The organism is Bradyrhizobium lupini, from assembly GCF_040939785.1.
GTDB classification, from domain to species: domain Bacteria; phylum Pseudomonadota; class Alphaproteobacteria; order Rhizobiales; family Xanthobacteraceae; genus Bradyrhizobium; species Bradyrhizobium canariense_D.
Map to the genome: position 1 here is coordinate 3,435,690 of NZ_CP162553.1, position 17,992 is coordinate 3,453,681.

General features: G+C 64.4%; 15 protein-coding genes and 2 pseudogenes. 8 read left to right on the top strand and 9 right to left on the bottom strand.

Features of this window, described 5'->3' with window-relative positions:
- Positions 1–128 precede the first annotated feature (128 nt).
- Both AB3L03_RS16200 and AB3L03_RS16205 read left to right on the top strand, forming a co-directional pair.
- Entirely contained in the window at positions 129–1,052 is a 924-nt protein-coding gene (locus tag AB3L03_RS16200; RefSeq protein WP_085361935.1) for a polyprenyl synthetase family protein, read from the top strand.
- 7 nt (positions 1,053–1,059) lie between these two features.
- On the top strand, positions 1,060–1,752 hold the full coding sequence (locus AB3L03_RS16205) for a DUF1345 domain-containing protein (RefSeq protein WP_368508901.1): 693 nt from the start codon (positions 1,060–1,062) through the stop codon (positions 1,750–1,752).
- A gap of 16 nt (positions 1,753–1,768) precedes the next feature.
- Here AB3L03_RS16205 and AB3L03_RS16210 read toward each other — a convergent pair.
- Positions 1,769–3,587 (bottom strand): annotated as a pseudogene (locus AB3L03_RS16210) (caspase domain-containing protein).
- Positions 3,588–3,766: 179 nt separating this feature from the next.
- A complete protein-coding gene (locus tag AB3L03_RS16215) occupies positions 3,767–4,195 on the bottom strand; it encodes a GFA family protein (RefSeq protein ID WP_018455918.1) in 429 nt (142 codons plus the stop codon).
- Between the two features lie 91 nt (positions 4,196–4,286).
- Here AB3L03_RS16215 and AB3L03_RS16220 point away from each other — a divergent pair, with 91 nt between their 5' ends.
- From AB3L03_RS16220 to AB3L03_RS16230, 3 genes and pseudogenes are all read left to right on the top strand, one after another.
- Complete coding sequence (locus tag AB3L03_RS16220) at positions 4,287–4,661, top strand: nuclear transport factor 2 family protein (RefSeq protein WP_007598116.1); 375 nt, start codon at positions 4,287–4,289, stop codon at positions 4,659–4,661.
- Between the two features lie 183 nt (positions 4,662–4,844).
- On the top strand, positions 4,845–5,714 hold the full coding sequence (bla, locus tag AB3L03_RS16225; RefSeq protein ID WP_026233052.1) for a class A beta-lactamase: 870 nt from the start codon (positions 4,845–4,847) through the stop codon (positions 5,712–5,714).
- A 49-nt stretch (positions 5,715–5,763) separates the two neighbouring features.
- A pseudogene (locus AB3L03_RS16230) lies at positions 5,764–7,370 on the top strand (Na+/H+ antiporter).
- Positions 7,371–7,396: 26 nt separating this feature from the next.
- Here the strand turns inward: AB3L03_RS16230 and AB3L03_RS16235 are convergent.
- The 6 genes from AB3L03_RS16235 to AB3L03_RS16260 all read right to left on the bottom strand — a co-directional run bounded on the left by AB3L03_RS16235 (position 7,397) and on the right by AB3L03_RS16260 (position 13,469).
- Positions 7,397–8,218, bottom strand: a complete 822-nt coding sequence (locus AB3L03_RS16235; RefSeq protein WP_204513103.1) for an N-acetylmuramoyl-L-alanine amidase — start codon at positions 8,216–8,218, stop codon at positions 7,397–7,399.
- Between the two features lie 3 nt (positions 8,219–8,221).
- Complete coding sequence (locus tag AB3L03_RS16240) at positions 8,222–9,559, bottom strand: Rieske 2Fe-2S domain-containing protein (RefSeq protein WP_204513102.1); 1,338 nt, start codon at positions 9,557–9,559, stop codon at positions 8,222–8,224.
- Between the two features lie 86 nt (positions 9,560–9,645).
- On the bottom strand, positions 9,646–10,542 hold the full coding sequence (locus AB3L03_RS16245; protein ID WP_204513101.1) for a TauD/TfdA family dioxygenase: 897 nt from the start codon (positions 10,540–10,542) through the stop codon (positions 9,646–9,648).
- Between the two features lie 147 nt (positions 10,543–10,689).
- Complete coding sequence (gene ispG / locus AB3L03_RS16250) at positions 10,690–11,973, bottom strand: flavodoxin-dependent (E)-4-hydroxy-3-methylbut-2-enyl-diphosphate synthase (RefSeq protein WP_231189567.1); 1,284 nt, start codon at positions 11,971–11,973, stop codon at positions 10,690–10,692.
- A 12-nt stretch (positions 11,974–11,985) separates the two neighbouring features.
- Positions 11,986–12,939: a DMT family transporter gene (locus AB3L03_RS16255; RefSeq protein WP_368508902.1), complete on the bottom strand. Its 954-nt coding sequence runs from the start codon at positions 12,937–12,939 to the stop codon at positions 11,986–11,988.
- Between the two features lie 35 nt (positions 12,940–12,974).
- Positions 12,975–13,469 carry a Fur family transcriptional regulator gene (locus AB3L03_RS16260; protein ID WP_368508903.1) on the bottom strand — a complete coding sequence of 165 codons (495 nt, stop codon included), beginning with the start codon at positions 13,467–13,469 and terminating at the stop codon, positions 12,975–12,977.
- Positions 13,470–13,626: 157 nt separating this feature from the next.
- Here AB3L03_RS16260 and AB3L03_RS16265 point away from each other — a divergent pair, with 157 nt between their 5' ends.
- The 3 genes from AB3L03_RS16265 to AB3L03_RS16275 are packed head-to-tail and all read left to right on the top strand — an operon-like array spanning position 13,627 to position 16,838.
- Positions 13,627–14,109: a MarR family winged helix-turn-helix transcriptional regulator gene (locus AB3L03_RS16265; RefSeq protein WP_368508904.1), complete on the top strand. Its 483-nt coding sequence runs from the start codon at positions 13,627–13,629 to the stop codon at positions 14,107–14,109.
- A complete protein-coding gene (locus AB3L03_RS16270; RefSeq protein ID WP_368508905.1) occupies positions 14,102–15,277 on the top strand; it encodes an HlyD family secretion protein in 1,176 nt (391 codons plus the stop codon). The genes AB3L03_RS16265 and AB3L03_RS16270 overlap by 8 nt, the downstream gene beginning before the upstream one ends.
- Before the next feature lie 4 nt (positions 15,278–15,281).
- The gene (locus AB3L03_RS16275; RefSeq protein ID WP_368508906.1) at positions 15,282–16,838 is read left to right on the top strand and encodes an MDR family MFS transporter; all 1,557 of its coding nucleotides are present in this window, start codon (positions 15,282–15,284) and stop codon (positions 16,836–16,838) included.
- A 38-nt stretch (positions 16,839–16,876) separates the two neighbouring features.
- Here AB3L03_RS16275 and AB3L03_RS16280 read toward each other — a convergent pair whose 3' ends face one another.
- Positions 16,877–17,971, bottom strand: coding sequence for a phosphotransferase (locus AB3L03_RS16280; protein ID WP_368508907.1), 1,095 nt, complete (start codon positions 17,969–17,971; stop codon positions 16,877–16,879).
- Positions 17,972–17,992 lie beyond the last annotated feature (21 nt).

A 17,992-nucleotide genomic window follows, 5' to 3' on the forward strand; every position in this document is an offset into this window, starting at 1 on the left:
CACGGGCCCGGCATTAAGTCTGTGATAATTCGGGCCTTTTCCAGCACTTTTTAGGCCTTCCAAACGATTGACTGAGGCGGGCGCATAAAGGATTGTCCCGCCGAATTTTAGTTCTGGAGCCCTTCTTGATGACCGGCACGTCCCCGTCCGATTTCGCCAAACGTCTGGACAAGACCGCTGATGACACCGAGGCCCTGCTCGGGCGCCTGCTGTCGGACGACATCCTGCCCGATGAGATCGCCCGGCCCAAGCGACTGATGGACGCAATGCGCTATTCGAGCCTCAACGGTGGCAAGCGCCTCCGGCCCTTCCTGGTGGTCGAGAGCGCGGCCGTGTTCGGCGTGTCCCGCGAAGCCGCGCTGCTCGTCGGTGCGGCGCTCGAATGCATCCACTGCTATTCGCTGATCCATGACGATCTGCCGGCGATGGACAATTCGGACCTGCGCCGCGGCCGCCCGACCCTGCACAAGAAGACCGACGACGCGACCGCGATCCTCGCCGGCGACGGCCTCCTGACACTCGCCTTCGACATCATCACCCGCGACGAGATTCATCGCGACGCCAATGTGAGGCTTTTGCTGACCCGCGCACTCGCGCGCTGCGCCGGCATCGGCGGCATGGTCGGCGGCCAGATTCTCGACCTCGCCGGCGAAGGCCGCTTTGGCGGCAACGAGCCGATCGACGTCGCCCGCATTCAGCAGATGAAGACCGGCGCGCTGCTGCGCTACGGCTGCATCGCCGGCGCGATCCTCGGCCAGGCCTCGCAAAAGGAATATCAGGCGCTCGACGATTACGGCCGCGCGCTCGGCGAAGCCTTCCAGATCGCCGACGACCTGCTCGACGTCGAAGGCGATGCCGCCGCGCTCGGCAAGCCTGCCGGCGCTGATGCAGCGCTCGGCAAGACCACCTTCGTCACCCAGCTCGGCATCGAAGGCGCCAAGCAGCGCGTGCGCGATCTGCTCGCGCGCGCCGACAGCGCCGTGTCGATCTTCGGCGAACGGGCCGCCGTGCTGCAAGCGGCTGCGCGGTTCGTGGCCGAACGGAAGAGCTGATAGCGCGATGGCGGGCGGCAGCAAGGAAGACCCCGCCCTCGCCCGCTTTCGCAAGATGTCGCGGCCGATGCGGCTGATTTATGCGCGTCCGCGGACGTTCATGTCGCTTGCCGTTGGTATTCTCGTCTGCCTGCTCATCCCGGGTTCGCACCGGCTGGTCACGCGGCTTCTGTTCGGCTGGGATGCGTTGATCGCCGTTTATCTGGTGCTGGTCTACGCGATGATGCTGTGCAACGACCACCAGCACATCCGCCGCGCCGCAGCGATGCAGGACGACGGTCGCTTCGTGATCCTGCTGGTGACGGCGATCGGCGCCTTCGCCAGCATCGCCGCGATCGTCTCCGAGCTTGGAACGCCGCATCGCGGCGGCCTGGAGCTGAGCATCGCAATCACCACCATCGTATTGTCATGGGCCGCCGTGCACACAATCTTCGCTCTGCATTACGCGCATGATTATTACCGGCACGCCACGCCGGGCGGCCTTCAGTTTCCCAGCGGCGACAAGGAAGACCACGCAGATTACTGGGACTTCGTCTATTTCTCGTTCGTGATCGGCATGACCGCGCAGGTCTCCGATGTCGGCATCTCCGACAAGACCATCCGCCGCACCGCCAGCGCGCACGGCATCGTCTCATTCATCTACAACACGGCCTTGCTGGCGCTGACGGTCAACATCGCGGCGAGCGCGATCTCGACCTGAACTCATTTCCGCAATCCTAGTTACAGACCTCGGCATTGCCATCGTTGCCCGGGCCGCCGCCGCCGCGATATTCGAGATGGCAGCCGCGGTTGACCGCACGACAGCCACTGTTGTTGCCCACTCGAGCGGCGGCTGGCGCCAGCGGCAGCAGCGATGCCCGCAGCGCCACCAAAGCCGCCGGCCGCTCCGGCAGCCTCACCGCCGGCCTGACGACGCTGCCGTGCGGGACGCTCGTCGCCGTCGTCCCGCTTGGCGGTCGCAGGCTTGGCGGTCGCAGGCTTGGCGGCGCGCTGCTTCTCGCACTCGTTGTCGTCGTTGAGCGCATAGCCATCACGGCAGACGATCTTGGTGCATTTGTCGCCGTCGGTCTTGAAGCCGTGCTCGCAAACCAGCGGACAGACGCGCGACTGTTTCGACTTGACCGTGTCGAGTGCATCGGTGCTCGCCACCTTCACGTCGAGCTTGGTGCCGGCATAACGGTTGAACTGCGATAACGACCGCTGCGCGGATGTCGTCCAGTTGCCGTCGGCGGCGCCGGAGAAGCAGCCGACGCGGCCGAGCTCGGTCTGTACCGAGCGGCTGAGATCGGCCGGCGCGATGGCCGGCGTCAGCGAGGCGACGTTGGTGCCGGCGGGGCCCGCCGTGCTGGCGGGCGCTGCACTCGGCGCCGCGGCGGCGAGATTGACGCGCTGCTGCTCGGCAGCGGCCGCCTGCTGCTGCGCCTGCTCCTTGGCCTTTTGCGCCGCAAGCTGTATCTGCTCGGCGGCCTCCGCATCGGCGGCTGCCTTGGCCTGCGTATCCTTCTGCGCGCCAAGTGCGGCAAGACGATCGCGCTCGGCCTCGGCCTGTTTCGCCTTCTCGGTGGCCGCCGCATGAGCCTGCTCGGCGCCGATTTTCTCGAGTTGCAGCTTGGCAAGGCTCGCATAGAAGCCGTCGGGATGTTGGGCGAGAAAGACCTCCCACGCCGGCCGGTTGCCGACCTGGAGCGCGAGCTCGTAATCGCGGCGGATGTCGGCCTGAGGGTTGGGCGCGGGCGCAGCGGCAGCCGCAGCGGTCACCTTGACCGGCACCAGCGGCACGTCCTCGCCGCCGAGCGAGCCATAGACGAACGGCTCCTGCTTATTACCTGTCGACTTGAGCACGTCGTCGCGCACGAAGCCGAAGGCACGGCGGACGTCGAGGCCGGGCCTCGTCAGATGCTTCGACAGCGCCACCGTAAAGGGGCTGTTCGCACCGTCGCCATCCTGCGCCGTGAAACCGGCCTTGGCCGAATAGGCGATCAGCGTGTTCGAGCTGGTCGGCTCGACCTGGGCGAGGCCGCGGCCGACGCCGCGCGAGGCGATCGTGCGCTTCATGGTCTTGCCGAACGGATTGTCACGGCAGGCATCCAGGATCACCAGGCGAAGCTGCTTAGCCGGTTCGACCGCGACCAGGACGCGGTCGAGGGAGAGCGCCTCGTCAAAGACGTCGGTGTCACGCTCCAGCTTGGCGTCGACAGGGATCAGATAGTTCGAGCCTTCGACCTCGAGGCCGTGGCCGGCATAATAGACCACGGCGATATCGGCATCGCGGGTCCGGTCGGCGAATTCGCGCAGCACACGCCGGGTTTCCTGCGCCGTCAGGTCGTGCCGGGAATCGACGATGTCGAACCCGGCCTCCTTCAGCGTCCGGGCCATCACCGAACCGTCATTGACGGGGTTCGTCAGCGACGGCGCATGCTGATAGGCGGAGTTGGCGATCACGAGCGCGACGCGCTTTCCGGCGAAAGCAGGCCCGGCGCCGAATAGCAGCGCGACGGCGAGGAGGACTGGGCAAAGTCTGAGCAATTTGCGCATGACACGACTTCCGATTTCGGGGCGGTTCGCGCCCTTTGGGACGGCTTTAGCAGGGTCCGTCGCGGACGCTTGTAACGGAGGTCACGAAGATGGCGCCGGCGGCAAGCCGAAAGGTCCCCTTTGTTCGTCGCGCCAGTCCGGCCGCGGTTCGCCGCCAAACAGGTGCGCAGCAGGTTCCCTCAGACATCCCCGATGTGGCCCCGATATTGCGGCAGATTATCCGTAATCTCGTGCCAGGGCGCCTTCGACCCCACGAAAATGTGGGCGCTCGGTCGGATCGAGGGGGCATCGACCAGGGTTCCCATGGCGACGTGGACCCATTTTCCGTCGCGCACCCGGGAATAAAGCAACGAGCCGCAGCGGGCGCAGTGGGCGTCGTGGGTGGTTTCGTCACCGTAGATGGTGAGCTGGTTCTCGCCTCTGACGATGCGGAGCTTGCCCTGCTCGATGCCGGCGAACGGCTTGAAGGCAGCGCCGGTGGTGCGGCGGCAATTCGAGCAATGGCAGTTCATCGCATAGGAGAACGCGTCCGCTACCTCGTAGCGCACGGCGCGGCAGCAGCATTCGCCGATCAGGAAGGGAGCGTTCGAATTCTCTGATCCGGTCATCACAGCGTCCCAGCAAATGGTACGGACACCATAGCGCATTTTGACGTGTACGACTAAGTTCGCCCTGAGCCATCATTCAAAGGGATGACCCATGAGCCAGAACCGTTCGAGCGTCGAAGCCGTCGTGCAATCTTACTTCGACGGACTTTACGAGGGTGATGCCGAAAAGCTCGGCGCCATCTTCCATCCCTCCGCCGATTTGCGCTGGGTCGAGAAGGGCGAGCTGCAGGTGCTGACCGTGCCGGACTGGCTCGACCGCGTGCGCAAGCGCCCCTCCGGCAAGGCCGAAGGCAAGCCGCGCGAGGATTTCATCGTCACGATTGACCGTTCGGACGACAAGACCGCCTTCATCAAGGTCCGATGCCAACTGCCGCCGCGTTTTTTCACGGACTATCTGGTGGCTATGAAGCTCGCCGACGGCTGGCAGATCGTATCGAAGTCTTACCGGTATGATCTGCGAGAGTGAGGGCTTCCGCTGCCCGAAATCGGGCACACTCGTCCCACATCCTCCGTCATTGCGAGCGAAGCAAAGTAATCCAGAGTCTTTCCGCGGAGGAAGACTGGATTGCTTCGCTGCGCTCGCAATGACGATGCGGATGGAGTGCATGCCGCATCTCTCCCCCGCCCCGTCTCGCTCAAAAGGTCCCCCATGCTTCTCGACCGCCGTTCGCTGCTCGCCTCGCTGTACTGGATCGCCGCCTCCCCCGCGCTCGCCGCAGACGCGCAGCCTGAGCTCGAAACCTATGAGCGCGAGAGTGGCGGCCGGATCGGGGTCTATGCCGAGAACCTCGCGACCGGCGCAAGGCTCGCCTGGCGCGCCGACGAACGGTTCGTCATGTGCTCGACATTCAAGGCTTCGCTGGCGGCATGCGTCCTGGCGCGGGTCGATCGTGGCGAGGATCAGCTTGCGGCCATGATCCCGTACGGCAAGGCCGACCTGCTGGAGTACGCACCGGTCGCCAAGCAGAACATTGCCGCCGGCGCAATGTCGGTCACCGAGATGTGCAAGGCGATCGTCGAGCTCAGCGACAACACCTGCGCCAATTTATTGCTGGCGCGGATCGGCGGTCCCGCCGCACTCACCGCGTTCTGGCGGTCGCTCGGCGACACCGCCTCGCGGCTCGACCACAACGAGCCCGAGCTCAACCGCTCACCGCCCGGCGATCCCCGCGACACCACGACGCCGGCGGCGATGGCAGGCAATCTGCGCCGGCTGCTCACGGGCGAGGCGCTGTCGGCCACCTCGCGCGCGCAGCTCACGGAGTGGCTAGTGGGCTGCAAGACCGGTGCGAACCGGCTGCGTGGCGGGCTCCCCGCAAGCTGGAAGATCGGCGACAAGACCGGCAACAACGGCAAGGACGCATCCGGCGACATCGCGGTGGCCTGGCCCAAGCCCGATACGAAGCCCGATGCACCGATCCTGATCGCGGCCTATACCCAGGGCGGCACGCCGAGCGCGGCGCAGATCGAAACCGTGTTCGCACGCATCGGCCGCATGGTGGCCGAACGGCTGGCGTAAAGCCGCACGCATTGACCTTGCGACCGCTTCCGGGTGAAGACAGACCATCATGGAAGCGAAATTTCAGACCTTTCTCATCCTGCTCGCCGTGCTGGCGGGCACCGCGCTTGTCGCGCGCCGCTTCAACATCGCGCCCGCCATTCTGCTGATGCTCTCAGGTGTCGGCCTTGCCTTCGTGCCGGGCATGCCAGCGGTCGAACTGCCGCCGGAACTGGTGCTGCTGATGGTGCTGCCGCCGCTGATCTACTCGGCGAGCGTCGCGATGAGCTGGCGCGAGTTCAAAAAGAATCTTCGCCCGATCGTGCTGCTGGCGGTCGGTGCGGTGATCTTCACCGCGGCGTTGGTCGCAACCGCCACGCATTATTTCATCGGCCTGCCCTGGACGATCGGCTTCCTGCTCGGCGCCATCGTCGCGCCGCCCGACGTGGTGGCGCCGCTCGCGATCGCGCGCCGGCTGCATCTGCCGCGCAGGCTGATGGTCATCCTCGAAGGCGAAGGGCTCGCGAATGATGCCACCGCTCTGATCCTCTACCGCTTCGCGCTCGCCGCAATCATGGTCGGGCAATTCTCGCTGCCTCTGGCAGGCGGCGAGTTCTTGCTCATCGTCGCCGGCGAGATCGCCTTCGGCATCGGCGTCGGTTGGCTCTCCCTGCGGTTCCGCAAATGGTCGGGAGACCCGCAGGTCGAGCTGACACTGTCGCTGATCACGCCCTACGTGTCCTACTGGCTGCCCGAGCATCTCGGCGGCTCCGGCGTGATCGCCACCGTCGCCTGTGGCCTCTATGTGAGCTGGAATGGCCCGCTGCTGATCTCGGCATCGACGCGCCTGCAAGGCATCTTCTTCTGGGACCTCGTGATTTATCTGATCGAGGGCTTGCTGTTCCTGCTCACCGGATTCCAGATGCGCGCACTCTACGAGAAATCGAAGGCGTTCCCGCTCGACGACATCATGATTGCGACTGCCGTGGTGCTGGCGGTGGTCGTGATCGCGCGCTTCGCCTGGCTCTATCCCGCGACCTATCTGCCACGAATGCTCAGCAAGTCGCTGCGTGCGCGCGATCCGTCACCACCATGGCAATGGCCGTTCGTGCTTGCGTTCACCGGCGTGCGCGGCGCGGTGTCGCTGGCGGCAGCACTGGCGCTGCCGTTCACGCTGCCGGGCGGCGAGGCCTTTCCGTTTCGCGACCTGATCCTGTTCGTCGCGTTCGGCGTCATCTTCATCACACTGATCGGCGTCGGCCTCACGCTGCCCCCGTGGTTCGTTGGCTCGGTGTCGCGGAAGCCGGTCGCAACGAGCATGCCGCCGAGCACGAGGCCGAGATCGCGGCACGGCGCCAGGCCCTCGACGCGGCGCTAAAGTCGCTCGACGCGCTGACCGAGGAAAAGGACGTGTCCGACGAGGTGATGCGGCTCCTGCGCGCCCGCCACGAGATCCGGGTCAACCAGCTGCCGGACTCGCTCGATCCCACCCACCACGACGTCTCCGCCGCCGGCACCGCACTGACCCGCGGTCTGATCGCCGCCGAGCGCAAGTTCATCCACGAGCTGCTGCGCGACGGCCAGATCACCGACGAGACGCGGCGGCGGATCGAGCGCGATCTGGACCTGGAGGAGGCAAGCTTGGCAAACCGGGAGTACCGGGGAGGGCCGCTATAGATTCCCGTCATTGCTAGGGGCGCGAACTACCGCCTCTCGCAAAATTCCCTCATCGCCACCGCCACGGCGCCCGCAATGATCTCCTGCCGCTCCGGGGAGTTCATCGCCATCTCCTCGTCGCGGTTGATGATGGAGCCCGCTTCGAGCAGCACTGCGGCGCTGCGGGTTTGCGAGAGCACAACGAGCCCGTCATAGCGATAGACGCCGACATCCTTGTCGAGCAATTGGCGCCGGTAGCGGCCCATCACCGGCAGGGTGTATTGGCTGGCATAGTGCAGGTCCTGCTCCTTCAGCTGCCTGCCGATCATCCGGGCCAGCATCAGGCTGGCGGCGAAGTGCGGATTCCGCTGCGACACGAACAGAGAGTGGCCCGAAAAGCGGTCGCTGAAATAGCTGTTCGCGCCGTCGAACTCCCAATTCCCGAGCAGCTTGTCCGGCACAGAATCGTGATGGATCGACAGGAAGAGATCGGCCCGGGCATCGTTCGCGGTGCTGACGCGCTTGAACAGGCTCGGTCGCGCCTTGCCGTCGGTGACGAGCAGCCGGGTCGCGGCAAAGCCTTCGGCCCTGAGCCTCGCCGCAATCAGACTTGCAAGCCGGAAGTTGAAGCCGAACTCCGTGTCGTTGCGCGCGCTCAACGCGCCGTAGGAGTCCGCGGTGTGCCCGACATCCACGACGATCCGGAATTTCGACATCTCACACTTGACCGGCGCGTGCTGCGGCTTGGGTTTCGCGATTTTCCGCGCGATAGCAGCATGACCAGAGCCTGCAGGCGCCAGCGACCATAGCAAGATCGACGCGACCAGCGTCGAGACGAGACTTGCGATGATGCTGCGCGGCTGCCGCAAGCGCTACTCCGCTGCCGCGATTCGCGGTCGGCCGACAAAGCCCGTGACGTCACCGAATCGCTCCAGCATCACCGCGGAAAGGTCCTTGGCCTTACTGGTGACGCAGGCGCCCGAGCGCACGGCGTAGCGATCCTGATGCGCGGCGTGCGGCGGCGGCTCGCCCTGCTGAAGCGCCCGCGCCAGCTCCATCACGACTTTCCGGAAATGCATGATACCGAGATCGGTCGGACCGAGATGCTCGCGGGTGCGGTCGGCGATCGGGCCCTGGCTGTCCTGCACGGCCGCATCCTGTTCGGAGACGCCCTTGATGCCGGTGTAGCTCCTGGTCTTCTGCAGCTTGCGGTCGATCAGATAGTCGTTGCCCTTGTGGCGCAGCGGCACGTAATTGTCGCCAACCTCCGCGATCACGCCGTTGCCGCGGTCAAAGACGTCGCGCTCGGCTTGCGTCAGCGGCCGCTCCGGATTCCAGGCATAGGTGTAGATCCAGCAATTGGTGTCGGTGACGGGCACGAAAGTCTGGCCAAAGATGTTCTCACCCGGCATCGCGCTCGGGGCATAGGCGTGGAACGGCATCAGAAATTGCGCAATGCGCCAGTAGATGTTGTCGCCGCCGGTGAGCCGCCCGCCGGCGATGGTGAGGCCCGCCGCGTGCGCGGCGATCTTGATCACGGGACGCGGATCCTCCGCGATCCAGCGCATGTGATCGCTCGACATCCGCGCGATCGGATTCACGAAATGCTTCTTGATGTCCAGGATCTCGTTCTCCTCCTTGTCGAAGGAGAGATGGGCGAAGGTGAAATGCGCGGTGTCGATCGAGCCTTCCAGCGCCTGCACCCAGTTGCAGTCCTGCCATTTCTTGCTGACATAGCGGTGCGAGGCCGGCAGCAGTGCCATTTCGAGATCGGGCAGCTCGGGCATCGCATCCGCGGGACCCATATAGGCCCAGATCATCTCGCCCCATTCGCGCGCCGGATAGGATTTGATACGGATGAGGTCTTTGGCATTGAGGTCGGGATAGGACGTCGGCATGTCGACGCAGCGGCCGTCGGTGTCGAACTTCCAGCCGTGATAGACGCAGCGGATGCCGCATTCCTCGTTGCGCCCGAGCCAGAGATTGGCGCCGCGATGCGGGCAGTACTGATCGATGATTCCGACAACGCCGCGCGTATCGCGGAAGGCGAGCAGCTCCTCGCTGAGAACGATGATCTTCTTCGGCTCGCCGTCGGGTTCAGGGAGTTCTTCGGACAGCAGCACAGGAATCCAGAACCGGCGCAACAATTCGCCCATGCCCGTACCAGAGCCCGACTCGGTCAGGAATTTGTTGTCCTCGGCGCGGAGCATGGAAAATCCTCCCGACGGTCGTTGTTGCCGGCAAGATTGGCGCGGACGCGGGAAGACGTCAACGCGGAACGCGGCGCGCAGGCCGGTTAAACCGGCCGCTCCCCCTTCACCGTCACGCGCGTGCCGGAGCGCGTGTGCGGCCAGTAATCCCACATCGCGCGGTGCTGGGTGCAGCGGTTGTCCCAGAAGGCGATGGCATTCTCTGTCCAGCGAAAGCGGCACTGGAACAGCGGATTCTCGGCGTGCTGGTAGAGATAGGCAAGCATCGCCTCGCTCTCGTCGCGCGGGATGCCGTTGATGTGCCGGGTGAAGCCGCGGTTGACATAGAGCGCCTTCTTGCCGGTGACCGGATGCGTGCGCACCACGGGATGCTCGGCACTCGGATAGGACGGGCGGTCGGCGACGCCGTAATTGGCGTAGAGCCCGCGATAGATCGGCTCGCCGTCATGCAACGCAGTCAGCCCGTCGAGATAGGCCTTCATCCGGTCCGACAGCGCCTCGTAGGCCGCATACATGTTGGCGAACAGCGTGTCGCCGCCGCGCGGCGGGCACTGCTTGATGTAGAGGATCGAGCCCATCGGCGGCTCGTGATCGCAGGACACGTCGGAATGCCAGCCCTCGCCATTGGCCCGCGGCGAATTCGCATCCGCATAGATCTTCATCAGGGCCGGGTCTTCATCCTCATGCGGCGCGGCGGGATGGAAATGCAGCTCACCGAACTTGCGGCCGAAGGCGAGATGCTGTTGAGGCGTGATGTGCTGGTCGCGGAAGAAGATGACGAGGTTTTCGGCAAGCGCGCGGTGGACCTCGTCCATCTGCCGGTTGGAGCGCGCATCGTCGGAGACGAGCTTGCCGATGTCGACGCCCGAGATTTCCGCGCCGATGATCGGGGTCAGCTTTTCGACCGCGATGGTCTCGTAAGGCGCGCCGTCGTCCGTCGCGTGGCGATAGCGCGGGCCCTGCTTGCCGGCGAGTGAGCTCATGGCGTGTCTCCCGATGCATTCTTGCTTGGGAGCATCGTAGCAATGTAGGACGGCTTAGCGAAGCGTAACCCGCCACTTCGCGCCCGCAAAAATAAGGCGGGTTACGCTTTCGCTAACCCGCCCTACGATTCCTGATCTGGAGCAGAACTATTCCGCCGCGGTCACCGGCACCTTGGCGCCCTGGCCGTAGCGCTGCTCGATGTAGTCGATCACGAGTGCTTTGAAGTCGGCGGAGATGGTCGGGCCGCGCAGGGTGCGGAACTTCTTGCCGTCGACGAACACCGGGGCAGCCGGCGCCTCGCCCGTGCCCGGCAGCGAGATGCCGATATTGGCGTGCTTGGATTCGCCGGGGCCGTTGACGATGCAGCCCATCACCGCGACGTTGAGTTCTTCCACGCCGGGATATTTCGTCTTCCAGGTCGGCATCTCGTCGCGGATGAACCCCTGGATCGAGCTGGCCAGCTCCTGGAAGGTGGTCGAGGTGGTGCGGCCGCAGCCGGGGCACGCCGCAACCAGCGGCACGAAGGTGCGGAAGCCCATGGTCTGCAAGAGCTCCTGGCCGACCTGCACTTCGCGGGTGCGGTCGCCGCCGGGCTCCGGCGTCAGCGAGATGCGGATGGTGTCGCCGATGCCCTGCTGCAACAGGATGCCGAGCGCGGCCGAGGACGCCACGATGCCCTTGGTGCCCATGCCGGCCTCGGTCAGGCCGAGATGGATCGCGTAATCGGAACGGCTGGCGAGATCCTGATAGACCGCGATCAGATCCTGCACGGCCGAGACTTTGGCCGAGAGGATGATGCGATTCTTCGGCATGCCGAGCTCTTCGGCGCGCGCGGCCGAGAGCAGTGCGGACTGCACCATGGCCTCGCGCGTCACCGCGCGCACGTCGCGCGGATCGGCGGACGCGGCGTTCTCGTCCATCAGCTTGGTCAGCAGCTCCTGGTCGAGCGAGCCCCAATTGGCGCCGATGCGCACCGGCTTGTTGTTCTTGTTGGCAATCTCGATGATGTCGGCGAACTGGGTGTCGCGCTTGTCCTTGAAGCCGACATTGCCGGGATTGATGCGATATTTGGCGAGCGCCTCGGCGCAGGCCGGATAGGCCGCGAGCAGCTTGTGGCCGATATAGTGAAAGTCGCCGATCAGCGGCGTGGTGATGCCGCGCTTGAGCAGGCCGTCGCGGATGTGCGGGACGGCGGCGGCGGCCTCCTCACGGTCCACGGTGATGCGGACCATTTCGGAGCCGGCGCGGGCGAGCGCTGCGACCTGGGCAATGGTGCCGTCGATATCGGCGGTGTCGGTGTTGGTCATCGACTGCACGACGATCGGCGCGCCGCCGCCGACGGCAACGTCGCCGACCTTGACCTGGGTGGTCTTGTGCCGGGGCGCGGGGCCCGCGACGTCGGAATCGATGGTTTTTTCGAGCTTGTTCATGGCGTCCAAATATCAGGTTTTGGTGACGTTCAGCAATGCATCGCGCGGCGCCGCAGCGGATTGACTGGGACGGTTAACCAGAAAAAGCCCAGCAATGACAAGGACGGCGGCAGCCCCGAATGTCAGGTTCAGCGTGTCGTGCATGATGAAATAGCTACCCACCACGCCAAACAAAGGGGTGATGAAGGTAAAAGCCGACAATTTGCTGGCCGAATAGGTCTTCACCAGCGCGAACCAAAGCGTGAACGTGGTTCCCACGACCCAGATCGCCTGGAAGGCCATCAGGCCCAGCGACAGCGGCGACGGGGTGTGGGGGATGGTCTCCCCGAACAGCCAGGCGGCCAGCCCCAGGATCGGGATCGAGGTCGCGACCTGATAGCCCAGCGCCTTCTCGGGCGCCGCGAAGCGCAGCCGCGTGCCCTTGGCAACCAGCGTGGTCGCCGCCCACAGCGCCGCGCCGCCGACGATCATGAGATCGCCGAGCAGAACATGCAGATCGACGTTGGGCTGCGGCACGCCGATCGCGAGCGCGACACCAGCAAAGCTGATGGCGAGCCCCAGCCATTGCGTCCCACCAAGTCGCTCGCCGAGCACTTGGTAGGAGCCGAGCGCGACGAAGAACGGCGCGGTGTAGAGGAACACGACCGCCCGCGACGCCGGCGTGAAGCGCAGGCCCTGGAAGATCAGCACGAACTCGATGCCGAACATCAGTCCGGCGATCACGCCGGGCTTCCAGGTGCCGTCGCGCTCGAAGAATTTAACGCCGCGCAAGCTGCCGATGATGAACAGCACCGGCAGCGCGCCCATCGAGCGGAACGTGGCCTGAAGCATCGGCGGAATGTCCGGCAGCACCAGCTTCACGGCGATCTGGTTGAACCCCCAGGTCAGGCACAGCATGAGCATCAGGGCGATGGCGCCGGCACTGAGGGGACGACCGGCGGACGGTATGGCTTGAGGTGAGGACATTTCTTCCTAAAAACCGGCTTTGCGCCGTTGTTGCTCTATGCGGCTTTCTGACAATGCGCACAAACGCCCGTGATTTCCACCACCGACAATTTGGGAGCGAAGCCTGAGCTGCGCGCGGCGACGTTGAGGTCCTTGGCGAAGGATGCCGACGGAATCTCACCGACCAGGCCGCAGCGCTCGCAGATCAGGAACGTCACCGCCGAGATCGCGTCGTGGTCGTGAGCGGCGCAGGCGAGATAGGCGTTGCGGCTTTCGATCCGGTGCACGAGGCCGTTGGCCATCAGGAAATCGAGAGCACGATAGACCGTGATCGGCGCCGGCCGCGACATCGACTTCGCCAGTTCGTCGATGACCTCATAGGCGCCGAGCGGCCGGTGGCTCGAGAGCAGCGCCCCCAATACATGGCGGCGTATAGGCGTGAATTTCTGCGCGCGCTCTCCGCAAACGGCCTCGGCATGCGCCAGCGCATCCGCGGTGCAGCGGCCGTGATCGTGATCGGGCGCGGGAAATGCCGGTTTTGCGAGGGTCATGCGACCGGCGTTCTAGCATTTCGAAAGGGGAACCCAAAGCAGGACCGGCGATGCGGCCAGCAGCCATGCTCGGCCTGCGGGACAGCGTCCCGCAAACCCGCCATGAAATAATCATAAGCTTGCTTATTATATTGCAAGCTTATTGGAGACCAAGCTCATGAGCGCAGGGCCCGTGGACCAGAACTTCCTGTTTACGCTCGCCGAGCTCTATCGCCTGCTCCGGGTCTATGCCGACAAGGAAGCCTCGCGCTTCGGCATCACCCGCGCGCAATGGGCGGTGCTGGCCAAGGTCGAGCGCAGCGAAGGCATGAAGCAGTCGGAACTCGCCGAGCTTCTCGAGGTGCAGCCGATCACGCTGACGCGCCTGATCGACAAACTCTGTGACAGCGACTGGATCGAGCGACGCAACGATCCTTCGGATCGCCGCGTCAAGCGGCTGTACCTGAAGAAGGCCGGGCGGCAGTTGCTCGGGCGGATGAGCGGGCTGAAGTCCGAGCTCACGGCCAACGCGCTCGACGGCATCACTCCGGCGGACGCCCATCGCCTCCTCACCCAACTCGAAACAATCAAGGAAAACGTGCGGTCCGCGATCCAGAGCAGCGGAGCGGAACAAGCGCGTAAGGAGCAACGCTATGGCTGATCAGGTTCTCAAGTTCCAGCCCGAGCAGAAAATCGACGGCGGCAAGCCCACCAAGAAAGCCGGCACCGATCCGCGCCGCCGCCTGGTGGCGGGCCTGCGCCGCTATCGCCGCGTGCTGCTCCTGGTTGTGCTGCCGCTCGTCGTCGCGGTTGCCGGCTTCACCTTCTATCTCAATGGCGGCCGTTACGTCGGCACTGATGACGCCTATGTCGGCGCGCAGAAAGTGCTGGTGACCCCTGATATCTCCGGCAAAATCCAGAAGGTCGTCGTCAAGGAAGGTCAGGTCGTCAAGCACGGCGACGAGTTGTTCGAGATCGACCCCGCTCCGTTCCGTCATGCGTTGGAAGAAGCCAAAGCGCAACTCGCCCAAGCCCGCATCACCTATGACAATCTTGTTGCCAACATCAAGATCTACGGTGACATGCTCAATCTTGCCCAGCAGGGCGTCGACCTGAAGCAGCGCGACGTCGAGCGCAAGCAGGCGCTGGTGAAGAACAATTACGGCTCGCAGCTCGATCTCGACAACGCATCGAATGCACTGGTGACCGCCGGCGCGCAGGCGCAATACATCAAGCAGCAACTCTCCAACGCCAGGACGCAATTGCTCGGCAATCCCGAATTGCCGCTGGAGCAATTCCCCGCGTATGCGCAAGCGAAAGCCAAGCTGGACGATGCCCAGCGCAACCTCGACCACACCGTGCTGCGCGCGCCGATGGATGGCGTGGCAACACAGGTCGAGCAGATCCAGCTCGGCCGCTACGTCGCCGCCGGCACGCCGGTGTTCTCCATCATCGACGTGGCCCATCCCTGGGTCGACGCCAATCCGAAGGAGAGCGACCTCACCTACGTCACCGAAGGACAGCCGGTCACGCTCGAGGTCGACGCGTTCCCGAACCATACCTTCAAGGGCAAGATCGGCTCGCTCTCGCCCGGCACCGGCGCGCAATTCGCGATCCTGCCGCCGCAGAACGCCAGCGGCAATTTCGTCAAGGTGGTGCAGCGCGTGCCGATCCGCATCTATTTCGACGAGACCGACAAATACGTACGCAAGCTGAAGGCCGGCATGAGCGTTTACGCCACCATCGACACCGGCCACCAGCGCTCGCTCGCCGGTCTGCTCGGCCTATCGGCGACCGCGAGCCAAGACAAAGATCAGGACAAGGACTAATCCTATGGCGGAGTCCAATCCCGCCCTTATGGTCCCCGGCCTGCGCCGGAACATGGTGACGATCTGCGCCATGACGGCAACCATCATGCAGGCGCTGGACACCACCATCGCCAACGTCGCCCTGCCCTACATGCAGGGCACGCTGTCGGCTTCGCAGGACCAGATCAACTGGGTGCTGACCTCCTACATCGTCGCCGCCGCGATCATGACGGCACCGGTGGGCTGGATCGCCAACCGCTTCGGCCGCAAGCGCATCTTCATCATCTGCTCGGCCGGCTTCACCATGGCATCGGTGCTGTGCGGGCTTGCGCAGGACATCAACCAGATGGTGATTTTCCGCCTGCTGCAGGGCGTGTTCGGCGCGGCCCTGGTGCCGTTGTCGCAATCGGTGATGCTCGACTATTACACGCTCCAGGAACGCGCCAAGGCGATGTCGATCTGGGGCATGGGCGTGATGATGGGGCCGATCATGGGTCCCTCGCTCGGCGCCTGGCTGACCGAGACTTATTCCTGGCACTGGGTGTTCTTCGTCAATTTGCCGTTCGGCGCCATCACCGTGATCGGGCTGATCATCTTCATGGACGAGACCCGGAAGGATCTCAGTCTCAAGTTCGACTGGTTCGGCTTCGCGGCGCTGGCGGTCGCGATCGGCTCGCTTCAGCTCGCGCTCGACCGCGGCGAGCAATTGGGCTGGCTCGAATCGGGTGAGATCCTTGCGGAGTTCATCGTCTCGGCCGTCGCCTTCTACTTCTTCATCGCGCATTCCTTCACGACCTCGACACCGTTCATCCGCTTCGGGCTCTTCAAGGACCGCAATTTCGTCACCGGCTGCGTGTTCATGGTCGTGATGGGCCTCGTGCTGTTCTCGACCATGGCGCTGGCCTCCCCCTATATGCAGAACGTGATCGGCTATCCCATCATCACCGCGGGCCTGCTGCTGGCGAGCCGCGGCTTCGGCACTTTCTTCGCCATGATGCTGGTCGGCCGCATGATGCGTTATGTCGAGGCCCGCACGCTGATCATCACGGGCCTGACGCTGACCGCGGGCTCGCTGTTCCAGATGACCGGCTGGACCGATTTGACCCAGGTGCCGGAGATCGTGACCGTCAGCGTCATCCAGGGCTTCGGCTTCGGCCTCGTCTTCGTGCCGCTATCGACGGTGGCGTTCCTGACCTTGTCTAACGAGCTGCGCACCGACGGCACCGCGATGTTGACCCTGATGCGCAACGTCGCGAGCTCGGTGGGCATTTCCGTCGTCATCGCCCAGCTGACACAAGGCACGCGGCGGACCTACGCGATCCTGTCCGAGCACATCAACCCGTTCAACCATGCGCTCCAGATGCCCAGCGTCAGCGGCATGATCAATCTCTCCACCGACGCCGGCCGCGCCATGGCCGATCGCATGGTCAGCGTGCAGGCGCAGATCATCGCCTTCGCGCACGACTACGAACTGGTGATGTTCTTCATCCTCTGCACCATCCCGCTCGCCCTGCTGATCGGCTCGACCAAGGCCACCCTGCGCAAGCAGGCGGCCGGGCCGGAGCACGCGGTGATGGAGTGATGCCTTCGCCGGGACGACACTGATGATGTTGCGCGCCTCTACCCCAAAATCTCCTCGCAGCCCAGATCCTCGACCGCCATCATCACCCGCTCCAGATTATTCCACCAGATCACCGGTGGGATGTTGATGCTCCACTGCCAGACTGGCTTGGTGATGTGCCACAGCACCGACCGCCGATAGTCCTGGTCGAGCGCGCCGCGCGTATAGCCGCTGACACCGTGCGCCATCAGCATCTCGTGATAGCGATTGAGCAGCGGGCGTTCGAGCGCCTGCCGGCGCTCTGGATACCATTGCGTCGCCATCATATAGGCAAGGTCGTGGGTAGGAACGTTGATGCGCCAATGATCGAAATCGAAAATGCGCACAGCGTCAGCGATGCCCGCGCGTGGCAGCAGGAAATTCCAGGTATGGGCATCGCCGTGAGCGATGGTCACATGGCGATGCGAATGGTAGCGTTGCAACAGTTGCTCGGCCTTGTCGATGAAGCGCCGATACAGGGTCCGCCGCTCCTCACTGAGGCGATCACCAAGCAAATCGGCGAAGCGGTCGTAATGGCCGGCGAATGTCTCTATCAGACTCGCCGTATCATCAAGGCTCATCCAGGTGCCGATGGTGTCGCCGAGACCCGCATGGTCCCACCAAGATGCATGCCAGCGGGCGAGCGCCGTTACGATCGCCATCGCCTGATCGCGTGACGGCGGCAATGGCCAGTCAGCTGCAACGTCATGGCTGTCGGTGAGATCCTCAAGCAGGAGATGCCAAGCCTGACTCACTTCGTCGTAATGGCCATCGTAGCAGCGCGGCACGATGTGCGACGGCATATTTGGCGCAAGGCGGGTGTAGAAGGCCACTTCCTGCCGACCAGAATTCGCCAGCGACTTGGCGTAGGCCGGATTCGGGATCTTCAGGATGACAGAGTGCGGGGACCCGGCTGCTTCCCCGACATAGCGCAGCCCAAGTCGGATAACGTGCGACACCATGGCAGGGTATTGGTGCAGCACCTTCACCTCGCGCACCGCGCCCGCATCCAGCACGCCGCCCCTGCGTAGCGCAGCGGTCAGTAGAGCCGGCTCAACGACCGCCGGCAGTTGTGGAGGTGTCATGGACGCCACGATGTCCTCGTCCCGGACCATACTGCACGATCACACCCCCGG